General features: G+C 68.5%; 19 protein-coding genes. 10 read left to right on the top strand and 9 right to left on the bottom strand.

Annotated elements, in window-relative coordinates; all coding sequences use genetic code 11:
* Nucleotides 1-13: 13 nt before the first annotated feature.
* Nucleotides 14-658 (top strand): pentapeptide repeat-containing protein, encoded by a 645-nt coding sequence (locus tag ACFVIV_RS03600; RefSeq protein WP_379193212.1) that lies wholly within the window; start codon nt 14-16, stop codon nt 656-658.
* Between the two features lie 152 nt (nt 659-810).
* Here ACFVIV_RS03600 and ACFVIV_RS03595 read toward each other — a convergent pair whose 3' ends face one another.
* Together ACFVIV_RS03595 and ACFVIV_RS03590 are read right to left on the bottom strand one after the other, a co-directional pair.
* Nucleotides 811-1,956: an alpha/beta hydrolase family protein gene (locus ACFVIV_RS03595; protein WP_379193211.1), complete on the bottom strand. Its 1,146-nt coding sequence runs from the start codon at nt 1,954-1,956 to the stop codon at nt 811-813.
* A 150-nt stretch (nt 1,957-2,106) separates the two neighbouring features.
* Complete coding sequence (locus ACFVIV_RS03590; protein WP_379193210.1) at nt 2,107-2,607, bottom strand: GNAT family N-acetyltransferase; 501 nt, start codon at nt 2,605-2,607, stop codon at nt 2,107-2,109.
* Between the two features lie 814 nt (nt 2,608-3,421).
* Between ACFVIV_RS03590 and ACFVIV_RS03585 the strand changes: the two genes are divergently transcribed.
* Complete coding sequence (locus ACFVIV_RS03585; protein ID WP_379193209.1) at nt 3,422-4,537, top strand: hypothetical protein; 1,116 nt, start codon at nt 3,422-3,424, stop codon at nt 4,535-4,537.
* A 4-nt stretch (nt 4,538-4,541) separates the two neighbouring features.
* Here ACFVIV_RS03585 and ACFVIV_RS03580 read toward each other — a convergent pair whose 3' ends face one another.
* Nucleotides 4,542-5,672 (bottom strand): glycosyltransferase, encoded by a 1,131-nt coding sequence (locus ACFVIV_RS03580; protein WP_379193208.1) that lies wholly within the window; start codon nt 5,670-5,672, stop codon nt 4,542-4,544.
* Between the two features lie 330 nt (nt 5,673-6,002).
* Between ACFVIV_RS03580 and ACFVIV_RS03575 the strand changes: the two genes are divergently transcribed.
* Both ACFVIV_RS03575 and ACFVIV_RS03570 read left to right on the top strand, forming a co-directional pair.
* Complete coding sequence (locus ACFVIV_RS03575) at nt 6,003-6,224, top strand: hypothetical protein (RefSeq protein WP_379193207.1); 222 nt, start codon at nt 6,003-6,005, stop codon at nt 6,222-6,224.
* 5 nt (nt 6,225-6,229) lie between these two features.
* Nucleotides 6,230-7,186: a hypothetical protein gene (locus tag ACFVIV_RS03570; protein WP_379193206.1), complete on the top strand. Its 957-nt coding sequence runs from the start codon at nt 6,230-6,232 to the stop codon at nt 7,184-7,186.
* 233 nt (nt 7,187-7,419) lie between these two features.
* Here ACFVIV_RS03570 and ACFVIV_RS03565 read toward each other — a convergent pair whose 3' ends face one another.
* Nucleotides 7,420-8,289, bottom strand: a complete 870-nt coding sequence (locus tag ACFVIV_RS03565; protein WP_379193205.1) for an NAD(P)-binding domain-containing protein — start codon at nt 8,287-8,289, stop codon at nt 7,420-7,422.
* A gap of 146 nt (nt 8,290-8,435) precedes the next feature.
* On the opposite strand from ACFVIV_RS03565, the gene ACFVIV_RS03560 reads away from it, so the two are divergent.
* From ACFVIV_RS03560 to ACFVIV_RS03545, 4 genes are all read left to right on the top strand, one after another.
* Entirely contained in the window at nt 8,436-8,792 is a 357-nt protein-coding gene (locus tag ACFVIV_RS03560) for a winged helix-turn-helix transcriptional regulator (RefSeq protein ID WP_379193204.1), read from the top strand.
* 364 nt (nt 8,793-9,156) lie between these two features.
* On the top strand, nt 9,157-10,362 hold the full coding sequence (locus tag ACFVIV_RS03555; RefSeq protein WP_379193203.1) for a hypothetical protein: 1,206 nt from the start codon (nt 9,157-9,159) through the stop codon (nt 10,360-10,362).
* Between the two features lie 127 nt (nt 10,363-10,489).
* Nucleotides 10,490-11,839 carry a M20/M25/M40 family metallo-hydrolase gene (locus ACFVIV_RS03550; RefSeq protein ID WP_379193202.1) on the top strand — a complete coding sequence of 450 codons (1,350 nt, stop codon included), beginning with the start codon at nt 10,490-10,492 and terminating at the stop codon, nt 11,837-11,839.
* A gap of 17 nt (nt 11,840-11,856) precedes the next feature.
* Entirely contained in the window at nt 11,857-12,393 is a 537-nt protein-coding gene (locus ACFVIV_RS03545; protein ID WP_379193201.1) for a YbhB/YbcL family Raf kinase inhibitor-like protein, read from the top strand.
* 95 nt (nt 12,394-12,488) lie between these two features.
* On the opposite strand, the gene ACFVIV_RS03540 is transcribed toward ACFVIV_RS03545, so the two are convergent.
* Complete coding sequence (locus tag ACFVIV_RS03540) at nt 12,489-13,046, bottom strand: TetR/AcrR family transcriptional regulator (RefSeq protein ID WP_379193200.1); 558 nt, start codon at nt 13,044-13,046, stop codon at nt 12,489-12,491.
* An 84-nt stretch (nt 13,047-13,130) separates the two neighbouring features.
* Here ACFVIV_RS03540 and ACFVIV_RS03535 point away from each other — a divergent pair, with 84 nt between their 5' ends.
* Nucleotides 13,131-14,579: a hypothetical protein gene (locus ACFVIV_RS03535; protein WP_379193199.1), complete on the top strand. Its 1,449-nt coding sequence runs from the start codon at nt 13,131-13,133 to the stop codon at nt 14,577-14,579.
* A 477-nt stretch (nt 14,580-15,056) separates the two neighbouring features.
* Nucleotides 15,057-15,347: a hypothetical protein gene (locus tag ACFVIV_RS03530; protein ID WP_379193198.1), complete on the top strand. Its 291-nt coding sequence runs from the start codon at nt 15,057-15,059 to the stop codon at nt 15,345-15,347.
* Between the two features lie 81 nt (nt 15,348-15,428).
* Here the strand turns inward: ACFVIV_RS03530 and ACFVIV_RS03525 are convergent, their stop codons facing one another.
* The 4 genes from ACFVIV_RS03525 to ACFVIV_RS03510 all read right to left on the bottom strand — a co-directional run bounded on the left by ACFVIV_RS03525 (nt 15,429) and on the right by ACFVIV_RS03510 (nt 20,737).
* The gene (locus ACFVIV_RS03525; protein ID WP_379193197.1) at nt 15,429-17,258 is read right to left on the bottom strand and encodes an AMP-dependent synthetase/ligase; all 1,830 of its coding nucleotides are present in this window, start codon (nt 17,256-17,258) and stop codon (nt 15,429-15,431) included.
* 133 nt (nt 17,259-17,391) lie between these two features.
* Nucleotides 17,392-18,048: a GTP cyclohydrolase II RibA gene (gene ribA / locus ACFVIV_RS03520; protein WP_379193196.1), complete on the bottom strand. Its 657-nt coding sequence runs from the start codon at nt 18,046-18,048 to the stop codon at nt 17,392-17,394.
* 130 nt (nt 18,049-18,178) lie between these two features.
* Nucleotides 18,179-18,967: a GTP cyclohydrolase II gene (locus ACFVIV_RS03515; RefSeq protein WP_379193195.1), complete on the bottom strand. Its 789-nt coding sequence runs from the start codon at nt 18,965-18,967 to the stop codon at nt 18,179-18,181.
* Nucleotides 18,968-19,270: 303 nt separating this feature from the next.
* Nucleotides 19,271-20,737: a carbohydrate kinase family protein gene (locus tag ACFVIV_RS03510; protein ID WP_379193194.1), complete on the bottom strand. Its 1,467-nt coding sequence runs from the start codon at nt 20,735-20,737 to the stop codon at nt 19,271-19,273.
* Nucleotides 20,738-20,988 lie beyond the last annotated feature (251 nt).

The following is a 20,988-nucleotide window of genomic DNA, read 5'->3' as shown; positions in this document are numbered from 1 at the left end:
TTAAGGTCGAAGGATGCCGACTGCCTTCGAGGATCTGCCTTACGCCCGTTTCGTGGAATCGTTCGACGGTGAGCTCGCGATCGAGGGCGAATACGACTGCGTGCGGGTCACCGATCGGGAGCTCGAGCGCGCCGAACTGCGCAATGTGCGATTCAACGAGTCGGCGCTGTCCGAGTTGAGCTTCACCGGCGGAAATCTGTCCTACAGTCGGTTCACCGATGTGTGGCTGCGGCAGGTGAACATGGCGGGCACCATGCTGAGCGAGTCCAGCTGGCTCGATGGGGAGGTCATCGAAAGCGCCTGGGCCGGAGTCGAAGCCGTCGGCACGTCGATCCGGCGAGTGACCTTCACCGGCTGCAAGTTCGACGCCGTGAACTTCCGCACGGCGCGGCTGCAGGATGTGGTCTTCCGTGACTGCACCCTGCGCGATGTCGACTTCGGCGACGCGAAGCTCACCTCGCTCGGCTTCCCCGGCTCGCGCGTGCAGGGGCTGCTGGTGAACAAGACGACCATGAAGAATGTGGACTTCCGGGGGGCCCAGATGCTCACCGTGGCCGACGGCATCGGATCACTACGGGGAGCAGTCGTCAATCACGGGCAGCTGATGGAACTGGCCCCGGCATTCGCGGCGGCGGCGGGATTGAAGGTCGAGGACTGAAGGACAGGCGGTCCGCCGGGCACCGCCGGGGCGGACCTTGTTCGGTTGACGGTGCGGGCGTTCATGCCTGCGATCGCCGTCCGGTGGCGGTCAGCGAGTTCCGTGCTGCCCGCATGGGGGGCTGGAATTTCGACTGCGGTGCGAGGCGCCGGTCAGCGTGTGCGCCAATCGAGTTCGGGCCACGAGCCGTAGTCGTCCGGACCGCCGTGCAACCACTTGTCGAGGAATCCGGCCGTCACCGCGCGGGTGATCATGGCCGCGCGATCGGGCGGGACAGTGCCGCACAGGACCGGTGTTCCGCCGAGGGCGGGCAGATCCGTCGACACGTAGTGCGCCCCGGAGCGAATCGTCGCCAGCGCGAACGGTCCCGGCGTCACCTGCCCGAAGCTGATCCAGCTCGCGTGCACCATATCCCCGGCCGCCAGCACCAGCACCGGGCGATTCACCCCGGCGCGCTCGAGCTCGCTGGGCTCCAGGAAGGCCACCGAACCGTCGAGCACCACCGCCGCCTTCACCCGGTGATCGCGCGCCGCCGTCAGCACCGCGGTGTAGCCGCCGTACGAATGCCCCGCCGCGGCAATCCGTTCCGGATCGATGCGCTCGCCGACCTCCGGCAGTGCGGGCAGGCTGTCGAGCACCAGGCGCATATCGGCGACCCGTGTTTCCAGCGCCCGCCGCATCGCCTCCCGGTCGGTGATGTTCACCGGCTGCCCGACAATGATTCGCTCCCCGGGGAATTCGACCACCGGTGATTCCCCGGTGTGATCGACGGTCACCACCAGCCAGCCCTTGGAGGCCAGATCGGCGGCCAGCCCCGACCCCAGCCACCGCGGCGTACCCAAACCGGGCGACCACACCAGCACCGGCAATCGTCCCGCCGCCGGATCCACCGCCGCACCCCAGGTCGCCGGTGCGGTCGCACCCACGAGCGGCGCGGCAGCCAAGGCGGGCAACCAATTGCTCGCCTGCCAGGCGATATGGGCCCGCCCGGTCATCGTGCCCGCCGGCAGATACGGCGCGGGCCGCTCGTCCGCCACCGCCGGATACCACGCCGACACCATGAGTTCGCGCCCGCCATCCGCCAGATGCGCGTCGATCCGCCCGACCCGATGCGTCCCCGTGGGCGCCGGAATCGAAGCGGGCGCGGGCCGCAACGGCGTCACGCTGCACGATTGCGCGGACGCGGTGCACAGCAGCTCAACGACATCCGCCGCCGCGGGCGCCGCGAACCAGCAGGGCCCGCTCACCGCCAACGCGGCCAGCACACCAGCAACGGATACAGCGCGTACACACGGCATTCGACAACACCTTCGGGCAGGCGGGCAGTTCCGTGACAGCGGAGCGCCCACCACCGTAGAGAAGATTGCCGGAAAATCGCGGACGGCTCGCGGACAACCATCCGACCGGCCCGATTCGCCGGACTATCCGAGCGCCTCCCGCCCGCCCCGCTACCGCGACACCCGATACCGGATCATCGGCCCGAGCACCCCGGGCACCACCGCGAACGGCGTCATCCCCAGCCGCTCGACCACGGCGATGGAACCCGTATTGCCCTCATCGACCTCCGCGAGCACCCGCGGCAACCCGAGCACATCGAGCCCGTAGTCGACCACCGCCCGCGCCGCTTCCGTCGCGAGTCCCCGTCCCCACACGTGCGGGTTCAGACTGTAGAAGACCTCCAGCCCGAGCTCCTCCAACGGCCGCAATCCGGCCACACCGATCGCCTCGCCCGATTCCCGCAGTCGTACGACCCAGATCCCATACCCCTCCGACGCGAAACCGCGCACACTCCCGTCGATCGCCTCGGTGATCTCGCTCGCCGCCAGCACGCCCCCGTCGAACAGAAACTGCCGCACCCGCGGATCCGTCCAGTGCGCGAACAAGACCTCATGCTCCTCCGCCGTCACGGGCCGCAGGCCCAGCCGTTCACTGGTCAGCACATGGTTCACAACCGGCAGGCTAGCCGCCCGACCCCGCTGCGCGCCTCGGCATTTCGCGCGTCCTCGGCGACAGGTCCCCGCACCGGAAGCTGGCCCCGTCACCGCCGGTTCGGACCGGCGACCGGTCGAAGGGCCTCACCAGGTCCAGCGGAGAAGTGGCAGGAGCATCCGCTCGTATGCAGCGTCCGGCCGGGAATGCCGCGATCACGCTCGACGAGGTGCGGACGCACCTCGAAGGAGGCCTGGGCGAAATCGCAGTTGCCCGATCGCATCGACCTGATCGGACCCTGCACGATTCGCTGTCCGGCGCTCTGCCGAGGCTCTCGCGGATGTTCAGGCGCAGCAGGTGCGCCGCGTCGGTGGGGTGGCGGGAACGGCGGCCATCACGGCAATGCCGAGTGTTGCGCATGCGGCGCTCATCTCGATCCCGACGAGAAATGGCAGGAGTGCCCGCCCGTGCGCAACGTCTCTGGCGAGGGCATCGCGAGGTGCGGGTGCACGCCGGAGGACGCGGCTGGGCGGAATGGCAGCTGTTCTTACGCCTTCGGTCATGTGGCAGCGAGTGTTCGGATGCATGGTGTGCCATTTCGAGTGTTCGGTGGGGCGCGGGATGCGGCATCGGGTGTTCGATCGCCGGTGTTCGGGTGGATGTCCGGGAGTTATCGGGCGAAGCGGGCCGGGTTCGCTGTCTGTCGTGACGCGTGTATCGGGCATTCGACCCAAGTGGGTGCGCCGGTAGTGAAATCGGCGCGCGGCGAACGGGATTGGTGTCGAGAATGGCCGTGTTCGGATCGATCACGGCGGGTGCCGGGAAGGTGTTGCGATGGCCGAGGTGCTTCTTACTCCACCGGATGCGGGGGAGGTGCGGTTGCTGGCGCGCGGGGTGGTCAGTGCGGCGCGGGGGGAGGGTGGGCTGACGGCGTTGCAGGAGTTGCTGATTCCGGCGTTGTTTCTGTCGATGACGGGGCATGCGGTGGAAGTGGGGGAGCTGGAATCGATTTCGGCGGGGGAGTTCGCGGCGGGGCTGGCGCGGCGCAATCGGATCTTCCGGGAGCGGATCGTGCAGACCATGCTGCTGTCGGCGCTGGTGGTGCGGCCGCTGCCGGCGGCGGTGGCGGGGCGGCTGCGGGAGTTCGCGGACGCGCTCGGGGTGGACGACGACATGATCGCGGTGGCGGAGAAGTACGCCGAGGGGGCGGTGGATCTGGCGGCGGTGGACTTTTCGCGCAATGGGTATCTGGGCGGGGTGGATGCGGGACGGTTGCATGCGCTGCACACCGAGGGGCTGGACTCGTCGTGGAGTGCGGTGACCGATGATCCGGGGCTGGCGGCGCGGTGGGCGCAGTTGTGGGAGCTGCCGGTGGGAACGCTCGGGCGGGGCGTGGCCGATTTCTATCGGGATCGGGGATTCGTGACGCCCGGACTGCCCGGGTCGGCGCCGCCGCTGCTGGCGCAGCACGATTGGGTGCATGTGCTGGCCGGATACGGCACGACGCTGGAGAACGAGATCGAGGTGTTCGCGTTCATGGCGCGCGCCAATGACGATCCGCGGGCGTTCAGCCTGCTGGCCATGGTGATCTCGTTGTTCGAGACGGGCTATCTGCGGGCCGGGGCCGGGCTGTTCGAGGCGAATGAAGGGCATCTGCGCGCGAGCGGGATGGCGGGACGGCTGGCCGATGCCATGCGGCGCGGGGCGCTGACCCGCGGCAGCCACGACTTCCTCGATCTGGACTGGTTCACCCTCGCCGATCGCCCGGTCGCGGTGGTGCGCAGCGAGATCGGCCTGGTGCCCAAGTCGGATTCCGCCATCGCGGCCGGGTCGGTCGGGCCGTGGCAGGCGGGCGGGATCACCCCGTTCCAGCTGAACTCCGCGCAGACCGCCGCGACCGCCGCGGGACGCGAATACATTGCCTGGCAACCGGATCCGGCGTGCGACTAGCCGCTCAGGCGAACGTCAGCAACTCCAGCATGCCCGAGACCGCGGCCGGCCAGGTGAACTGCTCGGCGCGGGTCCGGGCGGCCCGGCGGCGCTGGGCCGGCGGGCGCGAGAGCACATCGGTGACGGCGTGCGCGAAGGCCGAGGGATGATCGTCGGCGACCGCGCCGCATTCGGTGGTGACGATATCGGCCAGCGCCGAGGAGCGGCTCGCCACGACCGGGGTCCCGGCCGCGAGCGCTTCCAGCGCGGCCAGGCCGAAGGTTTCGTGCGGGCCGGGAGCGAGGGAGACATCGGCGGTGGCGAGCAGCGTCGCCAAAGTCGTCCGGTCGTCGATGAATCCGGTGAAGTGCACGGCCGGCAAGCCATCGCGCAGCGGCGGAATGGCCCGCGCCCGCCGTTCCAGGGCTTCGCGGCGGGGGCCGTCACCGGCCACCACCAGCCGTGCGTCGAGCCCTTCGCGGCGCAGCCGGCCGACGGCCTCGATGCTGCGATCCACCCGCTTCTCCACCGACAGCCGCCCGCAGTGCACCAGCAGCGGATGATCGTCGGCGCCCAGATCGGCCCGCAACCGCAGGTCGTGGCGCGTGGGGGAGAACATGTCCAGATCCACCCCCAGCGGTACCAGCTCCACATTCTCCACGTCGATGCGCTGAAACTCCTCGCGCGCGAAAGCCGTTGTGCACACCACGATGTCGTAGTTCTGCGCGGTCCGCCGATTGGCCGCGTCGGCCGCCCGCCGCGCCGCCGGGCCGGGCAGCACCTGCCCGAGCAGCCGGTCCAGTCGCTCATGGGAGATCATCATGCTGAGCACGCCGCGCTGTCGCGCCCAGCGCCCGAAACCGCGCAGCGTCAACCGATCCGACACCTCGAGCGCATCCGGCCGCAATCCGGCCAGCACATCGGCCACCCGCCGCGGATCCGCCGCCCGATACCCTCCGGTCAATGGAATCGCCGGCGCCGGAACGGTTATCCGCAACACCCCCGACGGCAGCAGCTCCTCTCCGCGCCGCGGCCCGGGCACGATCAGCACCACCTCGTGCCCGGCGGCCGCATACCCCTCGCCGAGATGATGCAGCGCCGTGCGAAGCCCCCCGGAGCGCGGGCCGTAGAAATTAGCCAGCTGAACAATGCGCACGTCGCCGATCGTCCAAGGCGCGAGGTTCCCGATGGGACCCGTGCGACGAATGGCGAGTGAACTCCAGCCGAAGAAGCCCCCAACTGTCTCGGTGCGCGTGCTGTGCCGGTGGCCACCCGCTGAACCCGCTCGCGGACCCGGACCGCACCGGCGGCGGATCGGCCTGATCGCCGCCGGTAACGGGGCTGACCTGCGGTAACCGATGGCACCTGCCGTCAATTCGTATGAGCGGGGGTCGATCTGCGTGTGGACCGGTTTGTCCGGGCCTCGGATTTGTGGTCAAGTGGGGGGCGAATGGGTGATCCCGGTCATCCGGGAAAGGGGAGAACTATGAGCGCCAGAGGCGAACTCGAGCACGAATTGGGTGGGCCGCTCGCGGCGCTGGATCTGCTGAGCGAGGCCGAGACCGCGGAATTGCTGGCCATGTTCCGGCACGCACAGCGCAAGGAGACCGCCGACATGGTGGAGGCCGTCGACAAGACCGTCGGCGCACTGCCGTGGCCGCTGCGGACCGCGGCCAAGAAGATCATGTTCGGCAACGCGCTCGGGTAGGGGAGATGAGCGATCTGGTGACCCGGGCGCAGATCACGCTGCTGTCCCGGACCCTGCACGTATCCGACGACCGGCTGACCCATCTGGCGAAGCTGGGCGCGGGCGGGCTGCACGAGCTGCAGGAGCGCATGGCGAAAGTCATTTTCGCCCAGCACAATGCGACCTTCGCGCGATTGAGCATGCTGGTGCCGATCGTTCCGCTGAGCATTTCGCTGCCCCTGGTGCAGCGGATCGTGCCGCCGGTCATCGCCGGGCGGGCGGCGGGCGCGATCGGGGTCGAACATCCGAAGAAGGCGGCCGAGGCGGTGGGGATGCTCGGACCAGCCTACGCCGCCGATGCCGCGCCGTATATGGATCCGCACACCGTCGGGCAGTTGGCCGACGTGGCGCCGCCGGGGCCGGTGGTGGGGATCGTCAACGAGATCCTGCGACGCCGGGACTATGTGACGGCGGGACCCTTCCTGGCCTATGCGACACCGGAATTGATCAAGGCGGTGGAGGAAGGCGTCGCCGACGACGAGGGGATGATCCGCTCGGCGGCGTACTCCTACTCCAGCACGAGCATCAGCACCATCGTGCGGCATTTGCTCAATGGCGAAGGGCAGCGGATTCCGCAGCTGGTGCAGACCATCCTGCGCGGGACCACGGAGTTGCGGCTGGCGGCGCTGTCGGTGTTCGCACGCTGCGACGCCGACGTGATCGAAGGGCTCGGGGATATCCTGCTCGACCTCGGCTCGACCGACGAGATCGCGGAGCTGACCGGAGATTTCATCGCCGCGGGGGCGGTGCCGGAGACGCTGCGGTTCGTCGCGCACCTGAGCACGTCGGCGCTGGAGCAGCTCGGCGCGGCCTGGTCGCGGCTGGGGGCCGAGCAGTGTGCGGAGCTGGCGCGCGAGATCGACGAACAGGGTCTGGGCGAACGGCTTTCGGCAGTGACCGCGATCGTGCAGTCCGCGCACTGAGGTGTCGCGGACATGCGTGAGACCCCGCCGCATGGGAATGCGGCGGGGTCTCACGCGATCTCGGCGAGCTCCTCAGGATGCGGCGAGTGCAATCCGCCGGGGCGTGCCGGGTGCGCTGTCTGGAGGCTGTGCCGTCGCGGCCGCACCTGACTCTGGCAGCCGATGCCGTCGCAGCCGGGGCCACGCCGGCAGCTGGTGCCGTCGCAGCCGGAGCCGTTGCCGGAGCACAGCGCTCAGCGCAGTTCCTCGATGGTGCGCTCGAATGCCGCGGCCCCGTGCCCGGCCTCGACCTGCCGGTTGATGAGCTGCTGCACCGTGCCGATCACCTCGGTGGAGACCCCGGCATCGCGGTGCGCCCGCACCATGGCATCGACCGCCGCCTTCTGGAAGGCCAGATGCTGCACATCGGCGGAGTAGTCGCCGGAGTCGATCTTCTTCCCGTATTCGGGCATCCCGGCCGCCATGGCCGTCAGCCAGGCTGCGGCGCGCTCACCGAACTCGGTGGCCGAAATGCCCGCGGTGCCCGCCAGGGCGGCGGCCTGGAAGTAGCCGGTGAACATGGCGTACATGCTCGTCAGCAGCGCGAAGTCGAGCAGCGCCGCCAATCCCGCGTCCTCGCCCAGGAATTCGGCGGTCCCGAACAGCTCGAGCACCTCGCGGTGCGCTTCCACGACCGCGCGGGTGCCGCTGTAGAGGATGGCCGACCCTTCCCCGCCGATCATGGGCGGAATGGCCATGATGCCGCCGTCGGCGAACTCGATGCCGTGCCCGGCCGCCCAGCGCGCCAGCTCCCGCGACTCCTCGGGCGCGGTGCTGGTCAGGTTGATCAGCTGCTTGCCCGCCAGCTCCCCGGCGACCGGATCCAGCGTCTCGTGCACCGAAGCGTGATCGAGCAGCACCGCGATCACCACCCCGGCATCGCGCACCGCCTCGGCCACCGTCGCCGCCTCCACCGCGCCCGCGGCCACCAGCTCACCGGCCTTGCCCGCACTGCGATTCCACACCGTGGTCGGCACACCGGCCTTGACCAGCGCCGCGGCCATCGCCTGCCCCATGGCGCCGAGGCCGAGCAGCGTCACCGGGCTGTACTGGGTGTTCGTCATTGGGGGACAACTCCTTCGATTCGTTTCCGTCTGTGCTCGGCGCGCGCTGGAATCGAGGTTGCCCCGTCTCGTGTTGGCCCACAAGTACGCACTATTTTGGCTGGATACTTACTTTTCGGTGTGTTCGCAGGCAGTGAGGACAAGCAATGGGCGAAAAGAGACACGGGCCATACTTCTGCGGGATCGACGCCGCCATGGACGTCGTCGGCGGCAAGTGGAAGTCCCTGATCCTGTGGGAGCTCCAGGAACACGGCCCCCGCCGCTTCGGCGAACTCCGTCGCGGCCTCCCCGGCGTCTCGGAGAAGATGCTCAACCAGCACCTCCGCGAACTGGCCGAAGACGGCATCGTGCACCGCGAGATCTACCCCGAGATCCCACCCCGCGTGGAGTATTCGCTCACCGAAGAGGGCATCGCCCTGAACGCGGCCCTCGCCGCCCTGGGCGAATGGGGCAAGCGCCGCATCGTCCGCATCGGCGCCGACCGCGTCCACGTCGTCGCCTGACCGACCCGCGCTCCGAGGCCATCCCGCAATTCGCAGGCCGGCATGAGCCCGACCGGTCCGGCGCCGGCCGCCACCACATCACGTGTCTCGTTCCTGAATTCACTGTGTGCACCGGCGTTCACCGGGCGCTTGCGCCGCCTTGCGTGGCTCTTGTGCGCCCGCTGGACGACTCATGGCGGCGCCCGGCGGCGTCTTGGGAGTCTGCACTGTTTGCGATTTTTGCGACATTCGCCGCTCTATGATGGGCGGTCGAACGCGGGGTGACCGGGCACTGTCGCCGGAGGAACGGGGAAATGATGTCTGCCAGAGTCGGATTCGGCCGAACCGGATTACACGCGACCCGGCCGGGCTTATGACCGATTCGGTGACGCGGGCCCAGCTCGTCCTGCTGGCGCGAACCCTGCACGTTCCCGTCGACCAGCTCGCGCACCTGGAGAAGCTGGGTCCCGCGCGCCTGCACGAACTGCAACAGCGCATGGCGGGCAGGTTGTTCGACCAGCACGCACCGGTTTTCGAGCGGATCAGCGCTCTGGTGCCGGTCGTTCCGCTGGCGATTTCGCTGCCGATCGTGCAGCGCCTGGTGCCCCCGGCCATGACCGGGCGGGCCGCGGGCGCGGTGGGTGTGCTGCACCCGCGCAAGGCGATCGACGCGCTCACTCGCCTGGATGTGTCCTATGCCTCGGACTGCGCGCCGTATCTGGATCCGCGCACCGTCGGCCAGCTCGCCGACGACGCACCCGCCGCGCCGGTGGTGGCCATCGTCAACGAGTTGCTGCGCCGTCGCGACTACATCACCGCGGGGCCGTTCCTGGCCTATGCCACACCGGAATTGATCGCCGCCGTGGAGACCGGCGTCCCCGACGACGAGGGCCTGATCCGGTCGGCCGCCTACGCCTATTCCAGCGAGAGCATCAGCGCGATTGTGCGCCAGTTGCTTTCGGGGGAGAGCCGGCGCATACCGCGACTGCTGGCCACCGTCGTCGACGGCTCGAAGGATCTGCGCCTGGCCGCGCTGTCGGTCTTCGCCCGCTGCGCCCCGGATGTGATCGCCGCCGTCGGCGACATTCTCTTCGAGGTGGCCCCGCCCTCGGCCATCGCCGATCTGCTCGTCACCTTCCTGCACGCCGGGGCCACCCCGGAGATGCTGCGCTTCCTCGGCCAGCTCAGCCCCGCCGCCCTGACGCGGCTGGCGCTCAACCCCGTGCTGGGCGATATCGTCGAATACCTGGTCGCCGCCGTCGACGGCACCAGCGATCTGTCGCTGTGGCGCGGCGTCCTCGAACCGCTGGCGCGCACCCCCGATTCGGTGCGCCGCCGCGCCGGGGTGCAGCTGGCGGCCCTGGATCCCTACACGCTGATCATGCTGCCCGCCATCGCGCAGGCCGCCCGGCTGTGGGCGCCGCTGCTGTGGGTGCTGGCCGCCACCGATGTCGACGTCCAGGCCCGCGTCGGCGAACTGTGGGCCACCTCCACCCGCCTGGACCCCGACGTCCTCGAACGCCGCATCGCCGATCAGCGCTTGGACTCCCTGCTGGCCACCCTCACCGCCACCCTGCGCGTGCTGCGCTGAGTCGCACCGAGGAAGGCCCTTGCGCGACGGCTGATTCCAATCGCGTGGGGCGGGTTCACCTGCGGGTGCGGTGCTCCCGGGTCGAGCACCCGGCGGTGGTGCGACGGCGAGGTGGTAGGAAAGGGAAGTGTCGAAAACTGGTGAAACTCGCACGTCCCGTGCCGTCGCGGAAGTCGTGGACCTGGTCAGCACGCTGATCCGGTTCGACACCTCCAACACCGGCGAACTGGAAACCACCAAGGGCGAGCGCGAATGCGCCGAATGGGTGGCCGAGAAACTGCACGAGGTCGGGTACACCACCGAGTACGTGGAATCCGGGGCGCCCGGGCGCGGGAATGTGTTCGCGCGGTTGCAGGGCGCGGATTCCGCGCGCGGCGCGCTGCTCATGCACGGGCATCTCGACGTGGTGCCGGCCGAGGCCTCCGACTGGAGTGTGCACCCGTTCTCCGGGGCCGTGCGCGACGGGTACGTGTGGGGCCGTGGCGCGGTCGATATGAAGGATATGGTCGGCATGATGCTGGCCATCGCGCGCCAGTTCAAGATCGAGGGCACGGTGCCGCCGCGCGATATCGTCTTCGCCTTCCTCGCCGACGAGGAGAACGGCGGGCGCTGGGGGTCGCAGTGGCTGGTGGAGCACCGGCCGGATCTGTTCGAGGGCATTACCGAGGCGGTGGGGGAGGTCGGCGGCTTCTCGCTGACCGTGCCGCGGCCCGACGGCAGCGAGCGGCGGCTGTATCTGGTGGAGACCGCGGAGAAGGGCCTGGGCTGGATGCGGTTGCGCGCCAAGGCGCGTGCCGGGCACGGATCGTTCCTGCACGAGGACAATGCCGTCACCATCCTGGCGCAGGCGGTGGCGCGGCTGGGCACCCACACCTTCCCCCTGGTCGTCTCCGATTCGGTGGCCGAGTTCCTCGCCGCGGTCGCCGAGGAATCAGGGCTCGAATTCGATCCCGCCGGCCCGGACATCGAAGGCCAGCTGGCGAAACTGGGCACCATCTCCCGCATTATCGGCGCCACCCTGCGCGATACCGCCAACCCGACCATGCTGCGCGCGGGCTACAAGGCCAATGTGATTCCGCAGACCGCCGAGGCCGTGGTGGACTGCCGGGTGGTGCCCGGCCGCCAGGCCGCCTTCGAACGCGAGGTGGACGCCCTCATCGGCCCCGACGTGGAACGCGAGTGGATCACCAAACTCGATTCCTACGAAACCACTTTCGACGGTCACCTCGTCGACGCCATGAACGACGCCATCCTGGCCCACGACCCGCAGGGCCGCACCGTGCCCTACATGCTCTCCGGCGGCACCGACGCGAAGGCCTTCGCCCGCCTGGGCATCCGCTGCTTCGGGTTCGCGCCCCTGCAGCTGCCGCCCGAGCTCGACTTCACCGCCCTGTTCCACGGCGTCGACGAACGAGTTCCGGTGCAGTCACTGGAATTCGGCACCCGCGTCTTGGAACACTTCCTGCTGAACTGCTGATTCGAAAGGACTCGCCCGTGCCCGACTACAGCTACAACCCCTACGCCCCGCTGCCGGAGCTTCCCACCTTCACGGTGACCTCCACCGATGTCACCGACGGCGAGCCGTTCGCCAACGACCAGGTCTCCGGCGTCTTCGGCGCCGGCGGCAAGGACGTCTCCCCGCAGCTGTCCTGGTCCGGATTCCCGGCCGAGACCAAGAGTTTCGCCGTCACCGTCTTCGATCCGGACGCCCCCACCGCCTCCGGTTTCTGGCACTGGGCCGTCGCCGACATCCCGGCCTCGGTCACCTCCCTGGCCGCCGGCGCCGGCTCCGAAGGCGGCGCCCTCCCCACCGGCGCCCTGCAGCTGCGCAACGACGGCGGCTTCCCCGGCTACGTCGGCGCGGCCCCGCCCGCCGGGCACGGCTACCACCGCTACTTCATCACCGTGCACGCCGTGGACGTGGAATCACTCGGCATCCCCGCCGACGCCAGCCCCGCCTACCTCGGCTTCAACCTGTTCTCCCACTCCATTGCCCGCGCCCAGCTCATCGCCACCTACGAACAGCACTGACGCGGTTCTTCATTACCGTGGCCCGGGACGAAATGTCCTGGGCCACGGTCGTTTCAGGCGGAATTTCCCCCCCCGGCGCGCCCTGCCGGGTTCCGTCACGGCCGGTCGGAGCCGAGCAGATCCGCCAGCGCGCGTAGGCCTTTGGTCAGGTCCTCGGCCGAGGGGGCCCCGGCCGGATCGATGAGCGATTGGGCGAGCAGGCCGCCGATCAGGGTCTGCAGGACCGCGCCGACGTGCGGGTCGGAGTGGCCCAGCGAGTCGGCGAGGCCCTCCCGGGCACGCTGCTGAGCGCTGCCGATCTCGGCGCTCAGCTCGGGGGAGCGCACGGCCTGGGCCATGGCTTCGACATTGGCCGTCCACAGTTCGCGATCGGCGGTGAAGGAGTCGAGCAGTTTGCGCCAGAAGGTATTCAGCCGTTCGCCCGGATCACTGGCCGGATCGGCGGGCAGGGACTCGAAGATCCGGGTCACCGCCTCGCCGGTGGACTCCATCATCGCCTGATTGAGCAACTGGTCGCGGGTGCCGAAGTGGTAGTTGATGGCGGCCAGATTGGTGCCGGACGCGGCAACGATATCCCGCACGGTGGTGCGCGCCAGCCCGCGTTCGGCCAGGCATTGCTTGGCGCCGGCCAGCAGATCTTCTCGGGTTCCCACGCCGACCAGCCTAACAGAGAGCCTGACGATCGTTTCAGACATTCGTCTGTGACAAGCGTTTGAAACGTGTGTATGGTCGGCCCCATGACCACCCAGCGTGTGCTTTCCCCCTTCGAGATCAGTTATTTCGGCCGCGAAACCCACCTCGGCGGCGTGCCGATCGGCGGTATGCCGTTGTTCATCGGCTCCACCGTGCGCGGCCCCATCGACCCGGCCGTCCTACGCCGGGTCCTCGCCGAACTGGCCGCCAACCACGCCCTCCTGCGCGCCTCGGTCGTCACCGACCCCGCCGGCACCCAGCGCTTCGTCCTCGCCGACGGCTACCACCCCGCCCTCGAGGTAATCGACGGCGGCGCCGGCCACTACCGGAAACTCGTGAACTCCCACCAGGATTGGCGCACCGGCCTCTTCCACGCCCAACTCCTCCGCGAGCCCGGCCGCACCCAGATCGTGCTGATCCTGCACCACGGCATAGCCGACGGCCGCTCCGCCTTCGCCCTCCTCGCCGAACTGTGGCGCCGCTACACCGCCCACCTCGCGGGATCCCCACTGCCCCTGGCGGATTCGGATCAATCCCTCATCCCCGGCATCGACACCCAGCTGGCCGCCCTCTTCAGCGACGAGACAGTCGAAGCCTTCCTCACCCAGGTGCGCGCCACTGCCGCGGGAATGAATCCCGCGGCAGCCCCGCGCACGCTGCCCCGCGACGGTGACGGCCTCCTCCCGCCGCACGGGAACCAGCAGACCGGCAGCTCAGGTGCCCGACCTGGCGACGGCCAGGAGACGCGCAATTCGGATGCACCGAGGCAGGACCTCCCGCAGACCGGCGATCCGGAGGGGCGTGCACACAACCACACGAGTGCCAGTGCCGACCGCGAGCGGCTGGCCATGCGGCGAATCGAGCTGAGCGCCCAGGCGACCGCCGCATTCGTCGCTGTCGCTCGTGCGCAGGGCCTTTCGGTCAACAGCCTGCTGGCCGGTGCGGCCATGGCGGCGGCGCGCACCGAGTTCCCGGTCGATGGTCCGCTGCCACTGCTGTGTGGTCACGCGGTGGATCTGCGGGGCAACCTGTCGCCGACCGTGCCGGATTCGGTTGTCCTCAACTGTGTTTCGGGCACCGGCACCCCGGTGGTGGCCGACTCCGGCGCAGACCCCGTCGAACTCGCCGAAATGGTGGCCGCGAGCATGGCGGAGACCCTCGACACTCACTTCCCGGCACTGTTCATGCGCGCCTCCCAAACCGATCTCGACCCCGTGAGCGCCGCCCTGTTCGCCGCGCCGCCGACCGTCGCCCTGTCGAATATCGGCCGCATACCAGCACATTCACTGCCCGAAGGACTGGAGTTCATCCGCGACGACATCTTCGCCATGGCCCCGGGCATGCCACCGAAAATGACCATCTTCACCGTCGGCGACCGGCTCACCATCCAGGTCGAATACGACACCGCCGACCACAGCCACACCCAAATGGGCCGAATCGCCTCCGCCATGGATGCCCTCGTGCATCGGGTGTGCGACGGTGCACGCCAGTAACGGCCGCGATGCGGGACATCGGCGAAATGCCGGGCGGCAAGTGGTGCCCGGCAACCCACGGCAGCAGCCCGCCACGTGGTGGTGTGGTCCGCTCGGCGTCGGGCCCCCGACACCCGCCGGTCGACCCGGGCGGCCAGAGCATCTGGTGGCTCGGCGCGCAGGAATCCGCCCTCCCCGAAATTCCCGGTGAGGAGCGATCGCTCGGCATCGGGTGCCGATTTGCACGCGATGCGGTTCATCGTGCGCTGCGATCGCCGGGCAGCCGGTGGTGCGCGAGCGGCTTGCGGGACGCTGCGATGGCCCGGCAGCTGGTGGTCGATGATGTGCCGTGAGGCTCACGGACCGTCGCGTCGGCCTGCTTCGACCGCAGCTCGTCGAGAGTCGCCCTCGCTCGGTGGCACATCGCGGATCGGGGCGGGGGAAAGGCCTGCCGGGCCATGCAGTCCGCGGCGCGCGGCGCGGGATGCGGTGCTCGCGGTGACCGCGCTGGGGCTGTTGCTGTTCGCCTATTCGGTGTTCGTGTTCGGACGCGTGGGCTGGATGTGGGATGGGCCCGACACGGTTGTGGTGTCGGGGCAGTGGTTCGAGGTTTCGGGCCCGGTGGCCGAGCCCGGGGTGGTGGAGCGGTGTGGTCCGCGGCGGCCGGTGCACGTGACCGGCTTGCATTACTGCCGGGTGCAATCAGCGGAATCGTCCGCGGCCCTGCTGTTCTGGTACACGGGGGAGGTGTACTCCTTTGACCTGGCGCACCCGCGGGGATTCCGCTGACAGTCCCGGTCGGCGTCGTTTCGGATCGGGACATGACCGCGGCCCCGGGCGGAAGGCTCGGGGCCGCGGTGCTGGGGCGGGTCAGGACATGTCGATGACGCCCTCGGGGGCGGGAGTCGTGTACAGCGAGGCGATTTCGGTCGCGTACTTGGTGGTGATCGGGTTGCGCTTGAGCTTGAGGGTGGGGGTGAGCTCGTCGCCGCCGGGCTCCCAGCCCTGGTCGAGAATGACGAAACGCTTGATCTGCTCCACGCGGGAGAGCTTCGCGTTGGCCGTGGCGATCGCGGCCTTGATCTCGTCGATGATCTCTGGACGGGTGGACAGCGTCTTCAGGTCGGCGTCGGGAGCGCCGAGGGCCTTGGCGCGCACCACCGCGGTATCGGGATCGAGCACGACCAGCGCCGCGATGAACGGCTTGGCGTCGCCGATGGCCACCACCTGCCCGACCAGCGAGGAGGCCGCCTTGACGGTGTTCTCGATATTGGTGGGAGACAGGTTCTTTCCCGCCTCGTTGATGATGAGTTCCTTCTTGCGGTCCACGATGGTGACGTACCCGTCGCCGTCGATGGTGGCCACGTCGCCGGTGTGCAGCCAGCCGTCGGAGTCGATGGCCTCGGCGGTCTTCTCCGGCATCTTGCGGTAGCCCCGGGTGACGATGGCGCCGCGAATCAGCAGCTCCCCATCTTCGGCCAGCTTGATCTCGGTGCCCTGCAACACGATTCCCACCGTGCCCGGCCGCGGCTTGTCCAGCGGCGTGTAGGTGCCCACGCCGGAGGTCTCCGACATGCCCCACACCTCGGTGACGGTGAAGCCCAGGCCCAGCATGTATTCCAGGGTCTCCGGCGGAATGGCCGCGGCGCCGGAGGCGGCGACCTTGAGCTCGTCGAAGCCCAGTGCGTGGCGCAGCTTGGACAGCACCAGTGCGTCGGCGATCTTGTGCTGCACATCCAGCAGCGCGCCTCGCCCGGTGCCGGCCAGATCGGCGCGCGCGGCATTCACGCCGACGCCGATGGCCCAGTTGGCCAGCGCCTTCTTCACGCCGCTGGGCTCGGTGGCCAGCTTGGCGTCGATGCCCGCCTTGATCTTCTGCCACACCCGCGGCACGCCGAAGAACGCGGTGGGGCGCGCATCGGGCAGCGCGGCGGCGATCTCCCGCGGATCCGGCACGGTGGTCATCTGCACACCGGTGAACAGGTTGGCGCAATGCCCCGAAATCCGGTCCGCGACATGGGCGGCCGGCAGATACGACACCGACCGGTCGTCCAGCCCCACCACCAGCGGCCCATTGACCAGCCCCACGATCTGGGCGACGACATTGGAGTGGGTCAGCTCCACACCCTTGGACGGTCCCGTGGTGCCGGAGGTGTAGATGAGCGTGGCGACATCATCGGGCTTGACCGCCCGCCACGCGGCGTCGAAGTCGAAATCCTCGGCCCCCGCGGCCTCCACGTCGGCGAGGGTGATCGCCCCCTCGGCGCTGCCCTCCACCAGCACGATGTGCTCGAGCTCCACGCCGGCCCCGCGCACCGCGTCGAGAAACACCGGCTCGGTGATCACGATCTTGTTCTCGGCATTGGTGAACAAATGCGTGATCTGCTCGGCCGAGCTGGTGTTGTAGATCGAGAACGGCGTAGCACCCAGGTGCAGCGCAGCGGTATCGACCAGATTGAACTCGGGTCGATTGGTCAGCATGATCCCCACGGTGTCCCCGTGCCGCACGCCCAGCCCCGCGAGCCCGGCCGCGAGCACCCGCACGCGCTCCGCATACTCCCGCCACGTGATCTGCTGGGTACCCCCCACCGTCCGCAACGCCACCTGCTCAGGCCGCAGCGTCACCGTCTCCTGAAACGCCTCCGGAATAGTGAAGACCGTTTTGCCCGATTTGTGCGTGTAGCCGATGTCTGTCGTCATAACCCTTTTCCCGATTGCCTCTCGCTCGCGCCCGCCACACGCGCACCCCATCTATCTGCGCGAACCCCGTCGTCCCGAGAGATAACCGCACCGACTCACGCGATGGCCGCACGCCAACTGTGGCGCGGCTCACTCATCGTAGCCACAAATTGACGGCTGTGTCGCGCGCTACACGTGTCGTCCCGCTCCAACCCGCATTCCGCACCATTTGCCAGCCCGCGCGCACGGCCCGCGCCGCCAGCCGGGACTGGCTCACCGGCAGGTGATGTCCGCGCACACGATGTTTGGACTCCATGTATTCGCGGGCGCGCTCGCTGCGTGGTGTGGTCTGCAGCGGCACCGCCCTCACCCGCAATCCGGCCTCGCGCAGCGCCCGCACCTTGTCGGGATTGTTCGTCAGCAACCGCACCGCGCGCAGGCCCAGCCGGGACAACGCGGCGGCGGCGTGCTCATAGGACCGGGAATCGATGGGGTGTCCCAGCAACCGGTAGCTGGTGAAGGTGTCGACACCGGTCCGCGCGACCAACTGCAACCCCATCGCCTTCACGATCAACCCCGACCCCCGGCCCTCCTGCTCGAGGTAGATCAACACCCCGGTGGTCTCGGCTTGGATCATGTCCATCGCCAGATCGAGTTCGGGCCCGCAGTCGCAATCATCGGATTGCAGCGCATCACCGTAGAGACAGCGAGAGTGGATCCGCACCAAGCAGTCGTCGGTGGCATTGCCGAAAACCAGCACGTGCCCGAGCACCGGCCCGGTGGAACCAGCCGGATCCGTCCTCAGCTCCATCACACGAACCCGCAGCTCACCGCCTTTGCGAGACAGCGAATGTGCAGTCGCCTGAAGCTCTTTCACGGGCCGCTCCAGCTGAGGCGGGGATCTGGCCATTATGACCGATGTCCCCGTGCGCAATCGGCGCTTACCCCTCGGGCGGCTGAATCCGGTAGCTCGACAGTCGACCACGCAGAAGATGGAATCGGGCCCGCAGCAACCGAGTTCGCGACCAACCCCAGCCACCCGCCGCCAGCCCCAGCGCGGTCGACAGGACATGCTCGGGCGGAACGACGTCACCGATGACCCTCGTTGCGAGGATCCACACCAGGACCCCGCAGCCGCCGCCGACCACGGCTACGTACCCGATCATCGGCAATCCGTTGAGGATTCGGTCGGTGAGCCACTGCTGCGGCAGGCGATGCGCGCGTTTGACCCGTTTGGCCGCCAGATAGCGGCGCACCCGGCGGTTGCGCGGCGCGATCTGCAGCGGCAAGTGCTCGACTGCCAATCCCTTCGCGCGCAATGTCGCGACTTTGTCCGGGTTGTTGGTCAACAGTCGAATCGACTGCAGTCCCAAGTCTTTCAGTGCGCCGGCCGCATGGTCGTAGGTGCGACCGTCGGGCTCATATCCCAGCTGTGCGTAGCTGGCGAAGGTATCCAGGTTCGCGGTCTGGCTCAAACGGTAGCCGCGGGCCTTGGCGACGAGCCCGGCGCCGCGGCCTTCCTGTTCGAGGTAGAGCAGCACACCGGCGCCCTCGGCTTGGATCATGTCCATCGCCAGATCGAGTTCGGGCCCGCAATCGCAGTCGTCGGACTCGAGCGCATCACCGTACAAGCAGCGGGAGTGGATGCGGACCAGGCAACCGTTGGAGGGTGTACCGAACAGCAGCGCGTGACCCTCGCCGTGATCTCCGGCAACCGTCGCAACGCGCACCCGGATACTTCGTCCGTTCCGGGTCAGCGCATGTTCGGTCGATCCCGAGTCGGGGTCATCGGGCGGACACAGGGGGTCGTCATCGGCAGGCGCCGATTTCACGTCCCACGAGGGCGCCGCCTCCGGTGCGCTTCGAGTCAATGAAGGTCCTCCGCGTATGCGACAGCACATGACCGGCCGCACGGGTGATGGGCCGCAGCGATGGTACAAGTCCGAGCACAAAAGCTCGCGGGTTTGCCAGAAGATCCGAGGTAGGGACCGCGTTTTCTATCGAACCGCTCGAGATGCGGGGGACCGGCGCCGCTATGTTGCACCGGTTTCCCTCACACCGGCGCCACTGCTGTCGAAGACTTCATCGATCCGGTCGACCGTGGGCATCGACTCCGGAACGGTCGATACCGAGCTGCGGGCCGAGACCGCGGCGACAGCCCAGCGGAAATCCTCGGACTCGGCTCTGCGGCCGGTGACAGTCAGGCGATACACCAGCGCGGCGGTGAACGAGGAGGAGACGCCCGCGGAACTCTCCAGAGTCGTTCGCGGGTATGGAACGAACAGTTCGTCGGTGGCAGACCGGATCGTGCACCCGCCCTTTTCGATCGTGCACACCGCGCCGACTCCGATGTGCAGCAAACGCTCGATCGATTGTTCGGCTGAACTCTGCGGCCACGCCCCGGCCACTTCGTCCGTAGTTCCGATGAAGTAGTCCACGGCGCTCAAGTACTGATAGATGTGGCGGGGCAGCACGGTGAGTGGCGAGGCGGTCACGATCAGCCATGGTCGTGGCTCGGCCTCGTGCACCGATGCCAGGACTCGTTTGACGATGTCGATGGGTTGCTCGAAGGTCACGAGCAACGCGTCGGAAAACCGGATGGCCTGGCGGACAATGGAACTGTCGAGATCCTGCTCGGTAAGTCGCAGCCGATCCTGTTTGAACGGGATGGCCGAGCTCTCCCCGGCCAGCGTCATGATCATCGTCGTGACCGGCGTGTGGGCGGCGCTGGTAACGGTCAGCAAGCTTGTGTCGACGTTTTGTTGCTCCAGGTAGTCGGTGATCCTGATGCCGTCCTCGTCCTCGCCGATCGTGGCGACGAGACGGGCGTCGAGCCCGAGCTTGGCCAATGCGACAGCGCGATTGAGGCCCTTGCCGCCCGGGTCCCGTCGGAAATCACCCCATTGAAAGGTGCCTGGCTCCGGCCACTTTTCGACAATATTGATCTGATCGGTCACAGCGTCGCCGACGACCGTCACGGTGCGGCGAGGCGCGGACCTCTGGTCCTGTCCCGCGTCCAGTACCGCCATGTCGGTGACGTCGAGCTCGGAGCCTGCGGTGAGCAAATGAGCGAGCGCGGTGAAAGCGGCGGTCTCCGGGGCGCCGCGCAAGGCGCGCGCAGACGGGGCGGGCGGCACGTCGGTGACCTCGAGGGCCTCGTGCAACCGTTGCCATTGCTCCGACAAATACTCTCGGCGATCCCCGAGGTCGGCAGCATAGAGGCTGCCGAGATCGATTCCCGCCGGGGGATTGCCACGGAACATGCCGAGGCGCAGCTCGGCATCCAGAATCAGGCGTTGTGCCGGGGGCAACTGCCGGGTGAGGTGGACGATGACCCTCGGCAGGGCCACTTCCGGCGTGACTCCGCTCAGGTGCGCGTACCGTCGTACCACACTGAGCTCGAGCAGGGTCGTCACATCGATTTCCGTGCTGACCAGTCGACGTGAGGTGAGGCCGGAGCGCTTGCGCAGCCGGATGAGAATACCGCGCACGGCGACCATGCCCGGATCCTGCGGGGCCGACGCTGTGCCGGCGCGACGGGGGAAATGGTTACTCGTGGTTCGCTCCCAACGATACCGTCGGCCATGTTTACTAACCAGGATATCCGTCAATTCCCTTGTGGTAACGGCAATTGCCGAAACCGTACGGCAAATGCCATCCTAGGTTAGGCGAATGAACGCCTCCACCAGACTGTTCGGGAGGTTCTGGTGACAGGAGTGGCTCACCCCAAACGATGGATTCGTAGGGGCCG

The sequence above is a fragment of the Nocardia sp. NPDC127526 genome (genome assembly GCF_042672265.1).
In the GTDB taxonomy this organism is placed as follows: domain Bacteria; phylum Actinomycetota; class Actinomycetes; order Mycobacteriales; family Mycobacteriaceae; genus Nocardia.
Note: the sequence above shows the minus strand (reverse complement) of the source record. Positions and strands in the feature narration are given on the sequence as shown.

What these genes read in the sequence shown, in the direction of transcription:
- ACFVIV_RS03595 (WP_379193211.1), bottom strand. Translation starts at nt 1,956, where the DNA reads ATGCCGTGTGTACGCGCTGTATCCGTTGCTGGTGTGCTGGCCGCGTTG.
- ACFVIV_RS03575 (WP_379193207.1), top strand. Translation starts at nt 6,003, where the DNA reads ATGAGCGCCAGAGGCGAACTCGAGCACGAATTGGGTGGGCCGCTCGCG.
- ACFVIV_RS03510 (WP_379193194.1), bottom strand. Translation starts at nt 20,737, where the DNA reads ATGGTCGCCGTGCGCGGTATTCTCATCCGGCTGCGCAAGCGCTCCGGC.
- ribA (WP_379193196.1), bottom strand. Translation starts at nt 18,048, where the DNA reads ATGGAGCTGAGGACGGATCCGGCTGGTTCCACCGGGCCGGTGCTCGGG.
- ACFVIV_RS03570 (WP_379193206.1), top strand. Translation starts at nt 6,230, where the DNA reads ATGAGCGATCTGGTGACCCGGGCGCAGATCACGCTGCTGTCCCGGACC.
- ACFVIV_RS03535 (WP_379193199.1), top strand. Translation starts at nt 13,131, where the DNA reads ATGACCACCCAGCGTGTGCTTTCCCCCTTCGAGATCAGTTATTTCGGC.
- ACFVIV_RS03560 (WP_379193204.1), top strand. Translation starts at nt 8,436, where the DNA reads ATGGGCGAAAAGAGACACGGGCCATACTTCTGCGGGATCGACGCCGCC.
- ACFVIV_RS03585 (WP_379193209.1), top strand. Translation starts at nt 3,422, where the DNA reads ATGGCCGAGGTGCTTCTTACTCCACCGGATGCGGGGGAGGTGCGGTTG.
- ACFVIV_RS03565 (WP_379193205.1), bottom strand. Translation starts at nt 8,289, where the DNA reads ATGACGAACACCCAGTACAGCCCGGTGACGCTGCTCGGCCTCGGCGCC.
- ACFVIV_RS03600 (WP_379193212.1), top strand. Translation starts at nt 14, where the DNA reads ATGCCGACTGCCTTCGAGGATCTGCCTTACGCCCGTTTCGTGGAATCG.
- ACFVIV_RS03525 (WP_379193197.1), bottom strand. Translation starts at nt 17,258, where the DNA reads ATGACGACAGACATCGGCTACACGCACAAATCGGGCAAAACGGTCTTC.